Below are 18865 nucleotides of genomic sequence, written 5' to 3'. Positions count from 1 at the left end.
GCCGCCTCCGCGAGGCGCTTCAATCGCGGGCAAACCTCAGCGCCGCTTCACGCCCGGAAGGACGCACAGCATCTCGTAGAGGAGATTGGCGCCGAGCAGCGACGTATTGCCGGTCTTGTCATACGGTGGCGACACTTCCACGAGGTCGCAACCGACGAGATCGAGCCCCTGACATCCACGAATGATCTCGATGGCCTGAATCGTCGTCAAGCCGCCGATCTCGGGGGTGCCCGTGCCGGGTGCCCACGCGGGATCGATGCCGTCGATGTCGAAGCTCAGGTAGACCGGGCCGCCCTGAACCTTGAGCCGGACTTCCGCCATCAGCGGTTCGAGCGACCGGTGCCAGCACTCCTCGGCCTGAACGACGCGAAATCCCTGCCGCCGGCTCCAATCGAAATCGTCCGCCGTGTAACCTTGCGCGCGCAGTCCGATCTGAACCACGCGCTGGCAATCGAGCAATCCTTCTTCGACAGCGCGGCGAAACGTCGTGCCGTGCGCGATCTTCTCTCCGAACATGTGGTCGTTGACGTCGGCATGCGCGTCGATGTGCACGAGGCCCACCTTGCCATGCTTGCGCCTCATCGCGCGCAGAATCGGCAGTGTGATCGTGTGATCGCCGCCAAGGGTCAGTGGAGTCACACCGTGTTCGAGGATTCGATCGTACGATTCCTCGATGATTCTGACTGCATCCAACAAGTTGAACGTATTGATGGGCACATCACCGATATCGGCAACCGAGAGCGAATCGAACGGCGCCGCGCCGGTCGCCATGTTGTACGGACGGATCATGACGGATTCCGTCCGGATTTCACGCGGGCCGAACCGCGTGCCCGGCCGCAGCGACGTGCCGATATCGAGCGGCACACCGACGAAGGCGGCGTCGAGACCTTTCGGCGACGGAAGATGCGGCAGCCGCAGCATCGTCGCGATGCCGCCGAAGCGCGGCATTTCATGTCCGCCCAACGGCTGATAAAACTGTTTGCCCATGACAGTCCTCGGATCGATTCCCATGTTTTGCAACTGTCATCGTGCGACGTGGGCGGGCAACGACAAATCGCTGGCATAAAAAATTTAGTTCAGTTATTTCTAAACTATGCCGCGCGGCGACGAACGCGTGTCGTGCGAAGGAGCCCAGATTGACCACCGTCTTGCCCGAAGCCCGCTTACTGCGAATCTTTACCTGCGTGGTCCGTCATCAGGGCTTCGCATCGGCTCAACAGGAGCTCAACCTGTCGACCTCCGCGATCAGCACCTACATGAGCCAGCTCGAATCGTTGGTCGGCGTAGTGCTTTGCCATCGCGGACGCGGCGGCTTCAGCCTTACGCCGAAGGGCGAGGAGTTCCACCAGGAAGCGCTGCGCCTGCTTGGCGAAGTCGAGGGATTCGAGCGTTATGCGGCGAGCTTGAAGGGCGATCTGCGCGGAAGCTTTCGGCTCGGCGTGCTCGATGCGACGGTAACCGATGCATCGCTGCCGCTCGCGGCCGCGATCGGCGTATTTGCCCGCGAGCATCCTGCCGTCCATTTGCATCTGAACGTTCAGAATCCCTATGAGCTGCAACTGAGCGTGCTCGGCAACCGGCTCGACATGGCGATAGGCGCGTTTCAATTGCGTATGAACGGGCTCGTCTACCATCCCTTATACCGCGAGCAGCATTGGCTCTATTGCAGCGATAGCCATCCGCTCTTCGACGAAGAGCGGATTCAGCCGGAGATCCTGAATCGACAGCGCATGGTCGGGCGCGCCTACTGGAGCCAGACAGAACTGGCGCGGCATGGCTTCAAGCGCAGCGAGGCGACTGTCGACAGCATGGAAGGCCAGTTGATCTTGATCCTATCGGGCGCTTACATCGGCTTCCTGCCCGAGCACTTTGCGCAGTCCTGGGTCGAACGCGGACGCCTGCGCGGGCTCGCGCCGGCAAGCTTCGGCTATCAGGCGCCGTTCTCGATGATCGTGCGGCGTGGGCGGGCGAGGGAGCCGCTCGTGCAGAAGTTTCGCGAGACGTTGCGCTCGCAGAACAGCAGCTAAGCTTGCTTGAGAATCGGTGTCGCCGGGGCCGGATATGCTTGCGCCGAATTGCCCATGAAGCGCCGCACACGTTCTCCTTCCGGGGCTGTCCGTACCGCTTCCGGCGATCCGTCGAACTGGATCTTGCCGTGCTCCATGAACACGACCCGATCTGAAACGGACATCGCAAAGTCCATTTCGTGTGTGACGATGATCATGGTCATCCCTTCCTTAGCGAGTTCGTCGATGACGCTGAGCACATCGTCGACGAGTTCCGGATCGAGCGCTGAGGTCGGTTCGTCGAAGAGCATGACGGCGGGCTCCATGGCGAGCGCGCGTGCTATCGCGACACGTTGCTGCTGGCCGCCGGAAAGCTGATGGGGATACTTGTGCACGTGCGCGAGCAACCCCACCTTGTCGAGCAGTGCGACGGCGTGCGCTTGAGCCGCTTCGCGGCTGAATCGCTTATGGAAGCGAGGTGCGAGCGTCACGTTGTCGAGGATCGTCCGGTGCGGGAAAAGATTGAAGCTCTGGAACACCATTCCGATATCGAGGATGGCTTTGCGTACGCGCTGTGCGTGCGGCCGATCACCCGCGGCAATCAGCCCCTGCCCGAACAAGACGATCTCGCCTTCGTCGAGCGTCTCGAGCGCGTTGATCGTGCGAATCAGCGAAGTCTTCCCGGAGCCTGACGGCCCGATGATGGCAACGACTTCCCCTGTGCGCACTTCGAGGTCGATTCCCTTCAGCACCTCGTGGTGGCCGTAACGCTTGTGCAGGTTTTTTATCATCACAGCACTCGGCGCGCCGCGCGGCTCCGATTCGGCACGCGTGACCCGTGGCTCCGCGATCTCAGAGCGCAAGGCGGTGAGCGCCGCATCGTCGAGCGTCTGGGGCTTGCGCCGGGCGAGTTCCAGCCGCCGCTCGACATACTGCAGCAGCCATCCGAAGACGGTCACGATCAGCACGTAGTAGACGGCAATGGCCGACAGCGTCTCCATGACGAGAAAGTTCTGCGAGTAGAGACGTTGGCCAACCATCAAAAGCTCGGTGAGTGAAATGACCGAGGCGAGCGACGTGAGCTTGACGCAGGTCACGAACTCGTTGATGAGCGCCGGCAAGGCGATCCGGAAAGCCTGAGGGACGACCACGAGACGTTGCCGTCCGATGGTGCCGATGCCCAACGCGGCAGCGGCTTCATATTGACCGCGCGATACGGAGAGCAATCCGCCGCGGTGGATCTCCGCCATATAGGCGGATTCGGTCAACACGAGTGCCACGAGGCCGGAGAAGAACGGGTGCGAGAGCGCAACGCCTGTTGCCGGAAACATCTGCGGCAAGTTGTAGACGAAGACGATCAGCACGAGCAGCGGCACGCTGCGGAAGAACCAGACGTAGACCGCGGCCGGCGCCGAAATCCATCGGAATCGGAACCGTTTGGCCGCGGCAAGCGGAAAACCCAGTAGCAGGCCGAGCAGCCACGACAATGCGCTCAGCTCGATGACGGTCACGCAGGCCTGCCAGAACGCCGGGAACGCGAACAGCGACAGGAAATAGCTGAGGTCGAAGTGCATGAGAAATCCCTACGCGCGGCGGCCAAAAACTGTCAATGGCCGATCACGATGATTGGCCGGCGGGAGGCAAGGCGAGGCTGTACTTCTTCAGTATCGCGTCATACTCGCCGCTCGTCTTCAATTGGTCGAGTGCGTTTTTGACGAGGTCATAAAGTGCCTTGTTGTCCTTTCTGATGTAGATGCCAAGCGTCTGCGGATAGATGAGCGCCGTCGACGCGACGATGACACGGCCGCCCGATTTCTGCGCGAGCGCGTGCGCGGCACCGGCGATTTCCATCTGCGCCTGTACGTTGTTCGACAACAAGGCTTGCAATACTTCGGGGGCGGACGGGTATTCGCTGACCGTTATCTCGCCTTTGCCGTTCGGCTTGCAGTAGTTCTTCGAAAGCGCCTGCAACTGTGACACCCACGTCGTACCCTGCTCGAGGCCGACGTGCAGTCCGCACAGATCCTCGGGCGTCTTGGGCCTCAGCGAACCGCTCGCTGGCACCATGATCGCCGCGCCCGTCTGCGCATAGGGGATCGCCTGCGCTTGTGCCGCGCGTTCCGGCGTGACGTACATGCCCGAGATGACGAGGTCGTAATGGCGTGCGTTGAGACCGAGAATAAGGCCGGAGAAGCGAGTATCGACAAAACTCGGGGCCGCGCTGAGTTGCTTGGCGATCGCACGTGCAAGGTCCGGGTCCGAGCCGACCACCCTGTCGCCCTCGTATGACTCGAACGGCGGATACGTGATCTCCATGCCGACCTTCAGTTGGCCGGGCTCAAGCGTGGCGGGCGCCGTTTGGGCGAAGGCGGATGCGCCGGTCAGCGTCATCGCCGTCGAAATGGCGATTGCGGCGAGGCTGCGTCGAGCGTTTTGTATGAAATTCATCAGCGATTCTCCGGTTTGTCGTAACAGGGGGCGAGCGCTCGCGGATCGGTTCAACTCGGCTGCGCGTTCTTTTTCAAGTGTCCGAAGCTCGCCGGCTTGCGCGCTCGCGGCGGCAGAACGGCTGTGCCTTCTTCCACGCGCCGCCGCAGGTATCGATAGGTCTGCAGCGCCTGCGAATACATGTGCTCGCCGATCGTGATGGGCTCATATTCATCCGTGCCATTTGCGAATGCAGGCAGAGGCTCGATCAGGGTGTGGTAGTCGCACGCGTAGAAGAGGGGAAACGAATAGCGCTCCTCCTTCACCGTCCGTACCCGGTGCGCCGTCGCGACGAATGCGCCTGCCGTCATGACTTCGAGCATGTCGCCGATATTGACGACGAACGTGCCCGGGATCGGCGGCGTGTCGATCCATTCCCCGCGTCCATTCATGACTTCGAGGCCGGGGGCGTCCGCGTGGAGGATCGTGAAGCATTCGTAGTCCGTATGCGCGCCGAGCCCCGGGGCGTCCTGCGCGTCATCGTCGAACGGGTAGTGGATCAGGCGCAGCTTTGACGGAGGCCGTGTCACGAAGCCATCGAAATTGTCCTCGGGCAGACCCAACGCGAGTGCAAATCCGCGAAACAATCGGCGTCCCAGTGCGAATACCTGCGCGTAATAGCGTTGAACGGCGGGCCGGAACCCGTCGAGCGACGGCCAATCGTTTGGTCCGAGCAAGGGCGTGCGTGCGATCACGAGCGGGTCGTCTTCCGGGACTTCAAAGCCGATATCGAATGCCTCCTTGTGGTCGGGTTTGCCCTTGTTGTAGATCTCTTCGCCTTCCGGAACGAAACCTTTATGGCTGCGTGAGGCCCCGATGTAGTGCTCCATCTTTTTGTCGAGCGGCTGGGCAAAGTAATGTTTCGCCGCTTGCCGCAGCCCTTCCACGACGTCGGGCTCGATGCCGTGGCCCGAAATGTAGAGAAAGCCGACATTGCGTGCCGCGTCGCCGAGCTTGCTGGCAATGGCCTGGCGTGATGAAAGGTCGTCGCTGAACAGGCCGGAAATATCGACGACGGGCACCGACGTGAAGTGTTTGGACGGCTTGGCGAGCGTGTTGTCAGCGTCTTGCATCGAGTGCTCCTTCTTGATCAATTTTCACGATGCGGTGGAAATGAGAGCGTTCCGTCCGCGCCATCCAATCGTTGAGTTGCGTCAGATCAGCGACGGGGACGTCGGTGAACGGCAGATGGTGCAGGTATCCGTCCGGTCCGAATTCAGGCGTCAGCGTCGAGGACTCGTAGCCGCGCGCTTTTTGGGCACGCCATACGGCGGCCCAATGCGACTGATGAAACGCCAATTGGGCCGCGAACTCCGGTGCGGCCGGATGCGGCACCTGCGGCCCCTGGTCATATCCGACGCGGGCCTGGATGTGGTGAACGCGCTCGACAAACGGCGTGAGGTCGTCGGCCGGGTCATCCAGGAGGCGCTCGCAGACCACCACCCAGTGGCTGATGTCGCTCGTAAAGCGAAGGTCCGGCAGTTGCCGGATGAGGTCGAGCGTGACCCAAGGGCTGTAGAGCGAGCGCGCGCGATGCGTTTCGAAACTGCAGAATTGTCCGTGCCGGACAGCGAGTTCCAATGCGCGGCCGAAGAAGTCGACCTGTTGCGCGAGCGGCCATCTGTCATTGCCCGCGAGCACATTGACGAACCGCGGCGAAAGCTCCGAGGCCCAATCGAGCTTTCGCCCGAGGTCCTGCAAATGTTCCGCGGGCGTCGCGTGCTGGCGCGGGAGCACGGCACTGTCGGTAAAGCAAATGGCGATGTAATCGAGCCCGTATGCGGCGAGTGATCCACTGAGCGCCACGCGAGCCTCCGGCTCGAGCGGCAGGCGGGCCTCGATACCCGCGAGTTCGGACGCGCTTGCTTCTTCGAGCACGGTCCGCATTTCGCCGCGATAGCCCCAGAGGGAACGAAATATGTCTAGTCGCATGAGTGATGCTCGATCAGATTCGGCGCCAGTTACAGCAGTCAGGCACCGATACTGTCATCGAGCATACGTAGCGAAAAATCGCGGAAACAAAAAAATCAGTTTTGGTTTTTCTGAACTAAACCGATCGACTTGGCCATTTCCGTCGTTGTGCCCCAGTCGAGGCCCGAGTAAAGGCCGCGCCCCTGTTCAGTCGCATGCAGGATGGCGTATTCGACGCCGCGTTTCGCAAACTCGGCTTCCGCCATCCGCATGAGCTCGCGCGCCAGACCGCGCTTGCGAGAGGTCGGTTCGACGTAGACGTTGAGGACGTACCCGCGCTTGTCCGTCTCTGGATGCAATGGATGCGGTGGCCAGTCGAGTTCCATCAGACCGATACCGGCGACGGCCTTCCCGTCTTCCATGAGCATGAAGCCAAAATAGCGGCCGTCTCGGAGCCTTGGTGCGAGCCAATGCCGGAAGTGTTCCGTCATTGTCCGTAAGACCTCTTCGCTGCGGCCCGCTTCACGAAACATTTCTTCGCGGTGGCGGCAAATGAGGTCGAGGTCGGCTTCGCAAAGCTCACGCACGTTCATTGGAGTGGTCCTCTCCTGTGGAATCGCGATTATAGGCAACGCGGTTCAGGCAGGCGGCATGCGGGCAATCACTTCGAGCATGAGAGCGATGCCTGTTTCAGCGCATCGTTGCCGGAGGGATTTTGAAAGAACGCTTCAAGACTCGCGTGTGCGTTATCGGCGGCGCTGCTGAGGCACGATTTGCCGCCATTGACGTCGGTAACGTGCGACGGCGCATCGGTGCGGATGACGGTGATCGACAAAACCACTGCGACGAAAGCGGATGCGGTCAGGATTGCGATGACCCACCGCCTGCCGTCGTTCATACCCGTTCTTTGATTCATGATGGGGGGACCTCATGGATGTGAGGACTTCTGAGGCAACCATCTTCCATTGAAGGTAACATTGCGAAAAGTCGAATTTACTGATCGATAGATTCAGTAATCCTGAACTAAGTCCAAGGGGACTCGGTAGACATGCGTGAGATCAGCCTCGATCGATTGCGAACGCTCGTGGCCATCGCCGATTGCGGTTCGTTTGCCGACGCCGCGAGGGCGTTGCACCTTGCTCCGCCGACGATCAGTCTTCACATCGCCGATCTCGAGGAGCGTTTCGGCGCGCCGCTTTTGTCGCGCAAGCGAGGGCAGGTGCGGCCGTCGGCCGTCGGGGAGACGCTCGTCAAATACGCGCGACGGCTGCTTGCCGAGGCCGAGCAGGCATTGCAGGATGTAAAGCGTCAGGTGGAAGGAAAGGGTGGGCGAGTACGGCTCGGCGCGTCCACGGGTGCGATCGCGAATCTGTTGCCGCGGGCGTTGGAGTTGCTTGCTCTCCATCATCCGGGCATCGACTTGCAGATTGCCGTACTGACTTCGCAAGAAACGCTGGCGCGGCTTAAGTCAGGTGCGCTGGACGTTGGCCTCGTCGCACTGCCTCAGCAGGCCACGGATGGACTGACCATCAAGCGTTGGCGCCGCGATCCCGTCATGGCGTTTATGCCCGCGGGATGGAAGTGCCCCGCGCGCGTCACGCCGCAATGGCTCGCGGTACGGCCGCTGATTCTGAACGACTCGAGCACTCGGTTTTCCCGCCTGACTGCGGAGTGGTTTGCTTCCGGCGGCCAGCATCCGGTGCCGCGAATCCAGCTCAATTTCACCGACGCTATCAGGAGCCTCGTGGCGGCCGGATACGGTGCGGCGCTGCTTCCTCAGGAGGCAGTTGCGCCGGTCCAGGATCCTCGCATTGCGATGCGGCCCTTGCGGCCGGCCCTTTGGCGCGAACTGGGCATCGCGCATAGTGCCGAGGACATCGATCGCCCGACTCAGCACGTGCTGGATGCGTTATGGAGCCTGCGGTTGCGCTAGGGTCTGGGTGGATTTATCGTGGCTGGCGCGTTCGTTGCTCGCATTGCTCTGGTCGGTGAAGCGAATTCGCAGGAGGCACTATGAGTTCGACGAATGACAAGCCGCAACAACCGGATCTGGCGCATCCAAAGCCCGCTCAACATAACGACGATGAGCGGAGCCGTATGCCCGAACGCGAGGACAAGCAGCGCAAGCAGTCACCTGCCGATAAGCCGGGCAAGCAACCCGGAGAGGGAGAGACGTCGGTGGGGTGAAGCATGGGAAGGGGGAGCGCGGGCCGGTCACTCGGCCGGCCGGTCTCGCCCTACTCGAAGAGGTCAGCATGTGTGCCGGCGCGGACAAAGGTGACTTCGTCATCCTCTAACCGCTAGATGAGCAAGAAGTCCCCGCCGATGTGACATTCGCGGTGATGTATCCAGGGGCCGGCAAGCGGGTGATCGAGGTACTCCGGAGGCAGCGGCCCTTCGTTTGCGATGAGGAGTAACATCGCCTCCTTCAACCGCCTCATATTGAAGACGCCGGAATGCGTGAGCCGCTTCCAGTCCTTTTGGAACTCCTTAGTGTTGTCAAACGCGCGCGGAAAGCTAGTCCTTTTTGTCGAGATCATCAAACAGGTCCTCGGAGGACCGATAGCGCGCGCGACCCCTCATCTCCTCCGACTCGCGAAGTGCCCGCAAAGTGGTTTCGTCCGGAATGCGGACCTCGAACGGCAATCCTCTCGTCATCACGACCTGCCTGAGAAAAAGCCGAAACGCTTCCGAAATGGTCAGTCCGTTCTGAGCGAGAACGTCCGCCGCTTCCTTCTTGAGCTCGGGTTCGATGCGCGCGCGCACATCGGTAGTCTTAATGCTAAGAGCGAGCATTTGGGAACCTTCATGTCTCGTTGATGAGTCCGCGGATTAGCCCCTGTCGGAGAGGCGACTACAACGCCGCTACGACGCAATATGGGACCGCCGCTCGGCCGAGATCCAATATCGGCTCGCCGTACACTCGCTTACTGTCACTGATCGTAACCATCTCAAAAGCGAATCGATGCGGTCCTGGCAAGTTTCGGTTATCCCGGCCTCCGCGACTCTAGACGCCAACGGGCGCCCCCACCTCTTTCGGTTCAATCCAATTTGAAGCGAACGCGCACATCCTGACGACTCTCGACGGGATGCCCAGCCTTTTTCGCCGGGACGAGGCGCCATCTATGACTGCTGGCGTAGAGCGCAATAAATCTGTCACCATCCCCCGCTCGTAACGGCGAGGCCAAGCGCGATCGCGTTGACACTTCTATTTCCATTCGAAACGCAATAAAAGTGTCAATTCGCATATGTCCGCATTAAATTTGTCAATTCGCCTCCTACACTTCGAATCCCGTCCGTAAGGTCTTGATCTTATGGAAGATTCTCTGCGCAACGCAGAGCCGGTCGCGCTCGCCCGTCCGCGCGGCGCACATCGGCTCGAAGCGTTCAGCCCGAAGCTCGCGCGCCGCGTGGTGTTCTATCAGCGCACATTGCTCGAACAATGGCTGCTGCTCGAGGCGAACCCGACAGTGATCTCGTTCTGCGAGCGCCCGGGATACGTGCTGATTGACGGACACCGGCATCTCGTCGACTTCTGGGTTCGCTACGTTGACCGAGCAGAGTTAGTTTTCGTTAGCGATTCAAAGATCGAGAGCAATGCTAAGACATCATCTCGCGATCTTGATGGCAACGCGTTTCCGATCCGGCGTGTCGCACCGGCTGAACTGGCCGCTGCGTGTGTCTGGACCGATAACTGGCAGCGCATGCTGCCTTACCTTGTCGCCAACCGGAAGCTCGTTCCACCAACGCTACCACCAGCAATTGCGCGCTTCGTGGAACAACCGCAAAGGTTACTCGCCGTCGAGCGCGAGTTCTCGACCGGCGATCCGGTTCTAGTCCGCACAGCCTTATTCGGCCTTCTCCACTGCGGTCGGGTCAGCGCCCCGGAGCTTCGGACGCAACCGCTGTCGCTGCTCACGTCATTCGTGGCTGCGCAGGTGGTGCCATGAATCGCCGTAGACCGGAGTTCCAGGCGATCGACGTTAACGCCTGGCCCACTGTCGCCCAGACGGAACTCAACGATGCCGCGCGGCGCACGTTCGAGACACGCCGGCACGCCGTGGTGCGCTACCTAGCGGGGGATTCCGTCAAAACCATCGAACGCTCGACGGGCATCAATCGCCGGCAATTGTACCGCTGGCTTGAGCGGGCCCAGGCGCCGCATCCGGACGGACGACCCTTCGGCTTTCGAGCGCTCATTCGCTACCTGCGCGTCGCGGAGTACGGGCGAGTGCGCGATGTGCAAGTGCGTGGCGATCGCGGCAGCCGTGGCGCGGCGGGCGCTCTGTCGCAACTGTTCGAGCGCTACCCCGCGTTGGCGGGCTGGCTGCTCCTTCAGGTGAAGCAACGCAAGGTGCTGCTCGAGCAGCGACACACCGAGGGGCGCTTGCGCACCCGCCTACGCGGTTTGCAAGCGCTGCACGACGATTTCCTGCGCCAATGCCGCGCGGTTGGCTTGACGGCGGCCGACTATCCGTTCAATACGGCAGGCCACGCGATCCGTTCGCTCTCGCATCGGTTGAAGGCGGAGATGTTGCGCAGCTTCGGCACGGCAGCCCGCTCGGCGGGCGCTTCGCACCTGAAGGGCTTGCCACGCCCTGACGACGCGGGCACGCCCGCGGCGGCCCGCCCGTATCAAGTCGTCGAATTCGACGGTCACCGGCTCGACATCCGGCTCAAAGTAGTCGTGCGCGATCCGCTCGGCTTCGAACACGAATTCGAGATGGAACGGGTATGGCTTCTCGTGATCATCGACGTCTGCACGCGCGCTGTGCTGGGCCACCACATTGCGTTGGCAAGGGAGTACAGCCGCTACGACGTGGTTAAGACCATCGAAAATGCGCTCGAGCCCCATCGCCCGCGAGCCTTCACGATTCCCGGCCTCGGGTACGGACCGCAGGATGGCTTCCCGTCACAGCGGTTGCCGGAGCTGGCGTATGTGACGTGGGAGCGGATGAGGCTCGACAATGGGAAGGCGAATCTCGCAAACGAGACGCTGACCGCGTTGTGCGAGTTCGTCGGCTGCCTGGTCGATGCCGGACCGAAATACAGCCCCGATGAGCGGCCCTACATCGAGCGGTTCTTCGGCACGATTGCGAGCCGCTTATCCTCGCGCCTGCCCGGGTATACGGGCGCTCATCCGCGCGACCTGCGCCGGGTGCTCGCCGATCCCAAGGGCGACTTGCGCCTCTACGTCTCGCTCGACGAACTCGAGGAACTTGTCGAGTACGCCATCGCGAGCTACAACGCCACCCCGCACAGCGGCCTGAACAACGCGACGCCGCTTGAAGCGCTGGAGTACTTCGTGCGCGGCAGGCAGACGCTGGTGACTTGGCTCGCCGAGCATCATCGCCGGGCGCTCTGCCTGATGCAATCGGCACGGCGCTGTCGTGTGCGGGCCTATCTCGAGCAGGGCGTGCGTCCGCACATCAACCTGCACGGAGTGCGCTACACCAACGGTGTGCTTGCGACTAGCACGCATCTGATTGGCCAGCAATTGCTGATCTACATGAACGCCGATGACCTTCGCTGCGTACGATCCTTCCTGGCGGACGGCACCGAGTTGGGCGTGCTCGAGGCCCAAGGGGCGTGGCGCGTGGTGCCGCACAACCTTAAGGTGCGTCAGGAGATTCGCAAGCAGGCGGGCAAGCGCCGGCGGCGCACGGCCGCCGACACCAATCCAATTGAAGCCTACGTCCAAGAAAAACTCGCGCGGGCAAAGCAAACCCGCAAGGCTGCAACCGAGCTTGCGCACGCGATGCGGTTGCTGGCGAGCGCGCCAACTGTGCGCACGCCCGTTGGTCCAACGCGTCCGGCAGAACCGACGACCGCCGCCGCGCCGGACTCCGCAGCCAGCGTCGCCGCACCGGTGACCACCGTCGATGAGCTCACGCCGCGCACGCCCGTGCGTCCGCGCAAGCTCTCAATCGGGACTGGCCAGGTCTTTTAAACCACATTCACGTTGGGAGGTGCATCATGTCGCTTCAGATACCGCGTCCGATCGATCCGTCGCTGCACCCACTCGTCACCGGCAATTACCGCATCGCTACGCCGGCGATCGAAGCCTTCTATGAGCTGGTCGTCCGCTGTCTCCGCTACCGGATCATGGGGGCGCTGATCTATGGTCCGTCACGCATCGGCAAAACCCGCGCAATTGAGTACGTGCGGTTGCTGCTCGCCCGCAACTATCCGAAAATGACGAGCTACCACGCCCAATGCGAGCACAAGCCGCGTCATGCCGAGGGGCCGTTCTTTGCGAACTTGCTCGAAGCCGTCGGTGACCCGGACCCGAATGCCGGCGCGAATCCGTCGAAACGCATGCGCCTGTCGCTGCGCATCCGCGAGGCCGCGGCGCGGGCCGGTAGTGGCACCGTCCTGCTCTTCTGCGACGAAGCGCAGCGTTACAACGAGAACGAATATGAATGGCTGCGTGATGTGCATGATGCCCTCGACCGTCAGCAGATCAAGCTGTTCACGTTCCTCGTCGGTCAACAGGAACTCCTTGCGCAAAAAACTGCCCTGCAGATCGCCGGCAAGACCCAGATCGTGGCGCGACTGATGGTCGAGGAGCTGTCGTTTTACGGCATTCGCAATGCCGAGGACGTGGCGACGTGCCTGAACGGATACGATCAGACCGCTTACCCGGAAGGGAGCGAGTGGAGCTTTACCCGCTTCTATATTCCCCAAGCCTTTGACGCAGGCTATCGACTGATCAACGACGCCGATAGGCTCTGGTGCGCTTTTGAAGCCGCGCACAATAAGGCCAATTTGCCGGGTCACCTGGCCATCCCGATGGAATCGTTCGCGCGTGCGGTCGAAATCGTGCTGAAGGAAAGCGAGCTCAAGGACGGCTTGGGATATTGTCCGGAGCCCGCCTTGTGGGCCCACGCCGTGCATCACTGCGGCTACGTGCAGTCACGCCATGCAACCGGCCGCGTTCTCGTCGCCGCTGCGTAGCCGCGGGCTGTTGCGGCCTCCGAGCTTTCCGATCCTCACCCTCGACGAACGCAAGCTGACACCTTCGCTCGGGTACGTCTTCAACAAGAAGTGGCTCGATCCCTGCGAGTCACTTGTCTCGATCTTGTGGAAGTTCGAGAAGGCGAACGCGTTGCCGGGCCATGTCGTCGCGCGATTGATGGGACCGGACATCGATCCCTACGAGGGCATTGTCCCGCAACTTGGACTGGTCGACATCGTTCGATTGCACGAAACCTTAGCGGTGCCCGTCAAAATGTTGCGTGCGGCGCTATTGCAGCCAAGCCAGCGGCGACCTTACTGCAGCGTCTTTCGTCACTGTCGCCGCTGCGTGGCGCACGGCTACCACAGCGTGTTGCACCAGATCGAGAGCATCAGTGTTTGCCCGGCGCATCGTCGGCCTCTGGAAATAGCCTGTCGGCGCTGCGGCTACGAAGCACCGTATCTCGTCAGCGTGCGACTGTTGGAGGCGCCCTATCGTTGCGCGTATTGCCGTGCCGGCTATGGAGGCCAAGGATGGTCGCCAAACAATGCTCAGCCGATGAAAGCCGAGTTTCGCAAGGCATTCACTCGGCAATATTTTGAGCGCTACATAGGCTAACTGCGACGAAGATTGCAATGCCTTTGGTCACCTGGATGTAGCGCGATCGATGCTGTCATCTATCTCGCAACAGACGCCTATTCAGATAATCCTTCTTATCGCACCAGACGGATTTCCGACCTAAACTGAGGGTCATGAAAACGCGTCTAGCCCGGGTCGCCACGCCGCATCCCTCACCGAAATTGTCCACGTTCCCCGATGCCGATGCGCTAGCCGCGCTGCGCGCCTGGTACGCGGGGCTGTCCTCGCGCGCAGCGGTCGAGCGGTACCTCTCGGATGCTCGACCACCCGGGGCGTCGGCGCGCGGACTGATTGGCACGATCCGCCGGCAACTGATTGCCTTCGCGCGTGAGCGGCGACGCCCTGACCTCGCGGCATTGCTCGCCCACCCCGCCGACGAGCGGCGGAAGCACGCCGAAGCGGTTGGCCACGCGATCGAGGTCGTGCGCGCGCTCCCCTTGCCGGTGCCACAGATCACCGACGACGTCGATCTGTGGCTGTCGCCGCGCGTGACGCGCGTGCTGCGTGCGCGCGGCATCGCGACCCTTGCTGAGCTGACGGTGCGCGTTGACGACTATACCGCGGTGCAAGCGTGGCTCGCGCTGCACGAGGCGCCGGCCACTCAGCGCGCCTATCGCAAGGAGGCCGAGCGGTTGATACTGTGGGCGATCGTCGAGCGCGGCCGCGCGCTCTCGTCGCTCACGACCGAAGATGCCATCGCGTACCGTGCCTTCCTGCGCCACCCGACGCCGCGCGAGCGCTGGATCGGGCCGCCGCGGCCCCGCACGGTACCGGACTGGCGGCCGTTCGCCGGCAATCTGTCGGCACGCTCGACCGCCTATGCGCTGTCAGTGCTCGGGGCGCTCTTTCGCTGGCTCATCGAGCAGCGGTATGTGCTCGCGAACCCGTTTGCCGGTATCAAGGTGCATGGCCGTACGCGCGTCGCGCCACTCGACACTGCGCGCGGCTTCACCGAAGGCGAGTGGCTGCTGGTGCGTACGCTTGCCGACGGGCTTGAATGGTCGAACGGCTGGTCGGCGTCGGCGGCGCAGCGGCTTCGCTTCCTGCTTGATTTTGCGTACGCGACAGGCTTGCGTGCGAGCGAACTGGTGGGCGCGACGCTCGGCGACGTTAGCTTCGACGAGCGTGGCGATCATTGGCTGCATGTGGTCGGCAAGGGGCACCGCCCGGGCAAGGTCGCGCTGCCACCGCTGGCGCGCACGGCGCTCGATCGGTATCTCGTCGAGCGTCGCCTGCCGTTCACGCCGAGGCGCTGGGAGCCAAGGACGCCGCTACTCGCGAGCCTCGACGAGGACCGCGCCACCGGCATTACGGGAGCGCGCCTGTGGCACATTATGCGGCGATTTTTCCGGCGGGCCGCCGACGTCATCGGCGCCGACTATCCTGTCGCCGCTGAGAAGCTGCGGCGCGCCAGCCCGCATTGGATGCGGCACACGCATGCGACGCACGCGCTCGCGCGCGGCGCGGAGCTCACGAGCGTGCGCGATAATCTGCGCCATGCCTCGATCGCGACGACTTCGATGTACCTGCACAGCGATGACATCCAACGCGCGCGACAGATGGCCGGAGCTTTTACTGCCCGAAAATAAGGTCTGACCCGCTAAATCAAAAATGCTTCAAAAATATCTGCCGTTTGGGCGTACAACGCTCAAGGCGTGCCTGACCTCGTGCCAAACTCGAGCGGCAGATCGGTACGCCTCGGCGAGAGACAGAGAAGTTCCTGCACCGCACATTTGGCTGTCGATGTCTTTCTTCGGCCGCCGGGCAAGCGGAGTTCAATCAGAATCGACTGCGCGACTGCTTCGACGAGGGAGCGTGCCGTCGTTCGCGTCTTCGAGATTGTCTGCTGCGTTTGTCATGACCTGTGCAATTTCGGCTTGTACGAAGGACTGCTCCACGCGGTGCATGCGCACCTCGCCGATGCCATGAGCATGCAGCGCAGTGACCAGCGGCAGTGGCGGGCAGCGTGCCCAACATCTCGATCGCGCGCCCGACCGCTCCGGTGCGGCGACATCGTTCAGAACGGTCAGTCTAAATTTAAATCCTTCGGATTTTGGCGTGGCTGGTTTTTTTCATGGGTAGCCGGAAAACAGATTGAAACGTTTGCGGGTTCGAGGCTAGCGTGACTTAGTGGCGTATACGCGTTAACCATTACTTGAAAATTAGGGGCGCGTAGTATTCACTGGGCAGAATAAAGCAAGAAGTAATCGACGTCAGGGGCATCATCTAGGTCGTTTCAATTGTCTCTTGGCTGCGCCACGCTTCGACAATTGCAGCTACCCCTTTGAGCGAGAGTGTAGCTGTTCTCATTGATTAAACATAATTGACCGTGTGTTATTTCCGTCAGGAGCAGTGGCTTAATAGGTTTCGCGGAACGGGGGATTATCGGATGATGCCATTCATCGCACGTCTTGGCGTGGGTCGTAGTCTCACTTTGTGCGCGCTCGGTGCGACGCACGGTCAAACTATTGTTCGTGGCGGCTCATTTAGAAAAACGTTCAATTTCATCCCGGAAAAAACACCGTGTGTTGTGTTGCGCTCTGCGCTCCGGGAGCTCGGGCTATATTTTGCACGAATGCCAGCCGTCATCATTGTGTTGGCTTTGGCATGCACTTTGTATCCGATGTTTGCGCGTGCGGATGGCGATTATATAACCGCGTCGGTTGGTTATTATAACAATAATCGCGCAATTTTTAAAATTCCGCGCAAGTATAAGCCCGAGGTTCAAGAAAGTTTTTTTAAAATAATAGTCGATTATCCGTCCATGCAGCCAACGGTGGGCAGACGGTCGCCGCCCATAAGCTTTAATTCGTTGGACATCATTGTTGAGGGATACCCAAAGAATGGAACACTGGCTGACGATTTGATCTCGGGCGACACCGGAGCTCGATTTATTGGCCGCGAGAATGATCGCGCCGTATATAGCGAGCCCCTCGGTAAAAATGCCGATCAGAAAGCAATAATTTTCACGGATCATCAAGGGGACAGCGTGGTGGTTGAGATTTTGGGTTCATGGGCAGTTCGCAATAGGATTACTCATGGGGTCCGGGGACGCTACGCGTTTAGATTTTCGGTAAGCAAAAACGTGAAGGTGCGCTTCGAAGATATCGATGAAGCTGTAAGAAAGCTTATTGCATCAATGTACGTCAGCAATCAATAATTGATTGGTTATTTCAGGGTTAAATATTATGTGGGGCTGATAGGCAGTTTTTTTGCTCACGGGGGCTATATGGCGGGCCTGATCAATTTGAACTCGAATCAAGTCACTACATTGCGCGGATATCTCGCAAACGCTGACTATCCGGGTGGCTATCTGTACCTGCAAAGCATCATCGACAGCGCAAATACAACTGGCAATCAGAATATGTCTGCCGCGTCAACATGGTTCGGTGATGCGGCGCAAATCAACGGTAACTATGGATTTCTCGGCCCATTTGCCCGGGGCTACGTCGAATCCGTTGCTACAGAGAGCGGTATCAACATTTCTGACGATCAATTCCAGGTAGCATCGGATAGCTTTGCACGGTCAATGCTAAGCGGCATTGCAGATTCTGGCGTTATTCCGTCGACTCAAACGATAATACCGACGGATGTATCGAGTATGGAGAATACCCTGGGTGTTCCGGAGTATGCCTGGCCCGGCACGTTGGGAGACGCGTTTTTCTTCGGAAATAGCTATACTAGCGTTGTTGATCCGAATGGAAACCCGATCAACACGGCAAGCAACTTTTTGCAAGCTTCTGACGGTGTAGCTGCTGGTTTTAAACGAGCTATGAATGACATGGCTCAGAATGCGTCAAACGATCTTTCGAATTTTTTCTCCGATCTTTTCGGGCCGAATGGCATGTTTTCCAATATGGATGCGGTGCCATTCCCGACCGATGGAACGACTTCAGATCCACTATACGCGTTTACTGTTCCTGCTTTGCTTGGGCGAAGCATGACAGACCCACTGGTATTAGACCTATCGGGTAACGGAGTACAACTAGTGCCACTGACGCAGTCGAACGCCTTCTTCGATCTGTATGACACGGGTTACGCAGTCCACACGGGATGGGTTGGCCCAGAAACCGGGATCTTGGTGAACGAAAACAGCGACGGGACAGTCAACAACATCAGTGATCTCTTCGGCAATTCGAGCACAGACGGGTTTACCGCGCTGGAAGCGTTGGACACCAATCATGATGGCGTCATTAATGCGAATGACCCAGGGTTCGCTAATCTGGAAGTCTGGACGGACACGAATGGCAATGGGGTCGCCGATCCGGGGGAACTGCACTCCTTAGCCAGTTTGGGCATCACCTCGATCAACCTCACCACCCAGAATGTGAATCAAGCCGACGGCGGCAACTTGATCGCCGAGGTCGCGACGTACACGCGATCTGACGGGACCACGAGGGAAATAGCCGAGGCCTATTTTGACAACAGCCAGCTTGATTCTCACTTCGAAGGCAGCTATCAGCTCAACCCGATTGTTCTCACGCTACCGAATCTGCGAGGCTATGGGACGTTGCCGGACCTCTACATCGCGATGAGCCTCGACCCAACGCTCCTGCAGATGGTGCAGAGTTTCGCAAGCGAAGGTGCGAACGATGCGGCGAGCTTTGCTTCTCAGACAAGGGCGATTTTGTATCAATGTAAGCGCTAAATCTGCCCCACATCGTTAGGTTTCGCGTTACCGGGTAACATCTTTCGAATCGATAGTTACCGGGTAACGAGGGAGATGGGAGATGACACAAACGACGGCACAACGGCAAGCGGCTTATCGAGCAAGGCGCGACACGGCAGGCAAGGATGGCAACGGTGATCGACGTCTGGATATGTGGGTGAGCACGGAGGCGTATCTTGCTCTGACGCGGTTAGC

The 18865-nt window shown here is 60.3% G+C and carries 19 protein-coding genes; 10 read left to right on the top strand and 9 right to left on the bottom strand.

The window, feature by feature from the left end:
* Positions 1–36: 36 nt before the first annotated feature.
* Complete coding sequence (gene speB / locus B0G57_RS17580; protein WP_018444268.1) at positions 37–987, bottom strand: agmatinase; 951 nt, start codon at positions 985–987, stop codon at positions 37–39.
* Positions 988–1136: 149 nt separating this feature from the next.
* On the opposite strand from speB, the gene B0G57_RS17575 reads away from it, so the two are divergent.
* Positions 1137–2027 carry a LysR family transcriptional regulator gene (locus B0G57_RS17575; RefSeq protein ID WP_026230343.1) on the top strand — a complete coding sequence of 297 codons (891 nt, stop codon included), beginning with the start codon at positions 1137–1139 and terminating at the stop codon, positions 2025–2027.
* Here the strand turns inward: B0G57_RS17575 and B0G57_RS32145 are convergent.
* The 6 genes from B0G57_RS32145 to B0G57_RS17545 all read right to left on the bottom strand — a co-directional run bounded on the left by B0G57_RS32145 (position 2024) and on the right by B0G57_RS17545 (position 7320).
* Positions 2024–3580, bottom strand: a complete 1557-nt coding sequence (locus tag B0G57_RS32145; RefSeq protein WP_018444266.1) for an amino acid ABC transporter permease/ATP-binding protein — start codon at positions 3578–3580, stop codon at positions 2024–2026. The two genes, B0G57_RS17575 and B0G57_RS32145, sit on opposite strands and share 4 nt — an antisense overlap.
* 43 nt (positions 3581–3623) lie before the next feature.
* On the bottom strand, positions 3624–4454 hold the full coding sequence (locus tag B0G57_RS17565) for an ABC transporter substrate-binding protein (protein WP_018444265.1): 831 nt from the start codon (positions 4452–4454) through the stop codon (positions 3624–3626).
* A 50-nt stretch (positions 4455–4504) separates the two neighbouring features.
* Entirely contained in the window at positions 4505–5566 is a 1062-nt protein-coding gene (locus tag B0G57_RS17560; protein ID WP_018444264.1) for an isopenicillin N synthase family dioxygenase, read from the bottom strand.
* Positions 5553–6425, bottom strand: coding sequence for a sugar phosphate isomerase/epimerase family protein (locus B0G57_RS17555; RefSeq protein WP_018444263.1), 873 nt, complete (start codon positions 6423–6425; stop codon positions 5553–5555). Before B0G57_RS17555 ends, B0G57_RS17560 begins: the two co-directional genes overlap by 14 nt.
* Positions 6426–6520: 95 nt before the next feature.
* Positions 6521–6997 carry a GNAT family N-acetyltransferase gene (locus B0G57_RS17550; RefSeq protein ID WP_018444262.1) on the bottom strand — a complete coding sequence of 159 codons (477 nt, stop codon included), beginning with the start codon at positions 6995–6997 and terminating at the stop codon, positions 6521–6523.
* A gap of 68 nt (positions 6998–7065) precedes the next feature.
* Positions 7066–7320, bottom strand: coding sequence for a hypothetical protein (locus B0G57_RS17545; protein WP_146013381.1), 255 nt, complete (start codon positions 7318–7320; stop codon positions 7066–7068).
* 132 nt (positions 7321–7452) lie between these two features.
* Here B0G57_RS17545 and B0G57_RS17540 point away from each other — a divergent pair, with 132 nt between their 5' ends.
* Both B0G57_RS17540 and B0G57_RS31405 read left to right on the top strand, forming a co-directional pair.
* Complete coding sequence (locus tag B0G57_RS17540; RefSeq protein WP_018444260.1) at positions 7453–8337, top strand: LysR family transcriptional regulator; 885 nt, start codon at positions 7453–7455, stop codon at positions 8335–8337.
* Between the two features lie 80 nt (positions 8338–8417).
* The gene (locus B0G57_RS31405) at positions 8418–8591 is read left to right on the top strand and encodes a hypothetical protein (protein ID WP_018444259.1); all 174 of its coding nucleotides are present in this window, start codon (positions 8418–8420) and stop codon (positions 8589–8591) included.
* Between the two features lie 113 nt (positions 8592–8704).
* On the opposite strand, the gene B0G57_RS17535 is transcribed toward B0G57_RS31405, so the two are convergent.
* Together B0G57_RS17535 and B0G57_RS17530 are read right to left on the bottom strand one after the other, a co-directional pair.
* Positions 8705–8944: a type II toxin-antitoxin system YafQ family toxin gene (locus B0G57_RS17535; protein WP_018444258.1), complete on the bottom strand. Its 240-nt coding sequence runs from the start codon at positions 8942–8944 to the stop codon at positions 8705–8707.
* Entirely contained in the window at positions 8922–9200 is a 279-nt protein-coding gene (locus B0G57_RS17530) for a type II toxin-antitoxin system RelB/DinJ family antitoxin (protein ID WP_018444257.1), read from the bottom strand. Before B0G57_RS17530 ends, B0G57_RS17535 begins: the two co-directional genes overlap by 23 nt.
* Before the next feature lie 518 nt (positions 9201–9718).
* Here B0G57_RS17530 and B0G57_RS17525 point away from each other — a divergent pair.
* The 7 genes from B0G57_RS17525 to B0G57_RS31800 all read left to right on the top strand — a co-directional run bounded on the left by B0G57_RS17525 (position 9719) and on the right by B0G57_RS31800 (position 18649).
* Positions 9719–10354: a hypothetical protein gene (locus B0G57_RS17525; protein WP_018444256.1), complete on the top strand. Its 636-nt coding sequence runs from the start codon at positions 9719–9721 to the stop codon at positions 10352–10354.
* The gene (locus B0G57_RS17520) at positions 10351–12354 is read left to right on the top strand and encodes a DDE-type integrase/transposase/recombinase (protein WP_018444255.1); all 2004 of its coding nucleotides are present in this window, start codon (positions 10351–10353) and stop codon (positions 12352–12354) included. Before B0G57_RS17525 ends, B0G57_RS17520 begins: the two co-directional genes overlap by 4 nt.
* Before the next feature lie 26 nt (positions 12355–12380).
* On the top strand, positions 12381–13361 hold the full coding sequence (locus B0G57_RS17515; protein WP_018444254.1) for an ATP-binding protein: 981 nt from the start codon (positions 12381–12383) through the stop codon (positions 13359–13361).
* Positions 13327–13980, top strand: coding sequence for a hypothetical protein (locus B0G57_RS17510; protein WP_018444253.1), 654 nt, complete (start codon positions 13327–13329; stop codon positions 13978–13980). Before B0G57_RS17515 ends, B0G57_RS17510 begins: the two co-directional genes overlap by 35 nt.
* Before the next feature lie 134 nt (positions 13981–14114).
* Positions 14115–15590, top strand: a complete 1476-nt coding sequence (locus tag B0G57_RS17505; RefSeq protein ID WP_018444252.1) for a tyrosine-type recombinase/integrase — start codon at positions 14115–14117, stop codon at positions 15588–15590.
* A gap of 800 nt (positions 15591–16390) precedes the next feature.
* Positions 16391–17161 (top strand): hypothetical protein, encoded by a 771-nt coding sequence (locus tag B0G57_RS17500; protein ID WP_146013380.1) that lies wholly within the window; start codon positions 16391–16393, stop codon positions 17159–17161.
* 69 nt (positions 17162–17230) lie between these two features.
* Positions 17231–18649: a hypothetical protein gene (locus B0G57_RS31800; protein WP_223258698.1), complete on the top strand. Its 1419-nt coding sequence runs from the start codon at positions 17231–17233 to the stop codon at positions 18647–18649.
* The last annotated feature ends 216 nt before the right edge of the window (positions 18650–18865 follow it).

The organism is Trinickia symbiotica (genome assembly GCF_002934455.1).
In the GTDB taxonomy this organism is placed as follows: Bacteria; Pseudomonadota; Gammaproteobacteria; order Burkholderiales; family Burkholderiaceae; genus Trinickia; species Trinickia symbiotica.
This window is presented reverse-complemented; position numbering and strand designations above follow the sequence as displayed.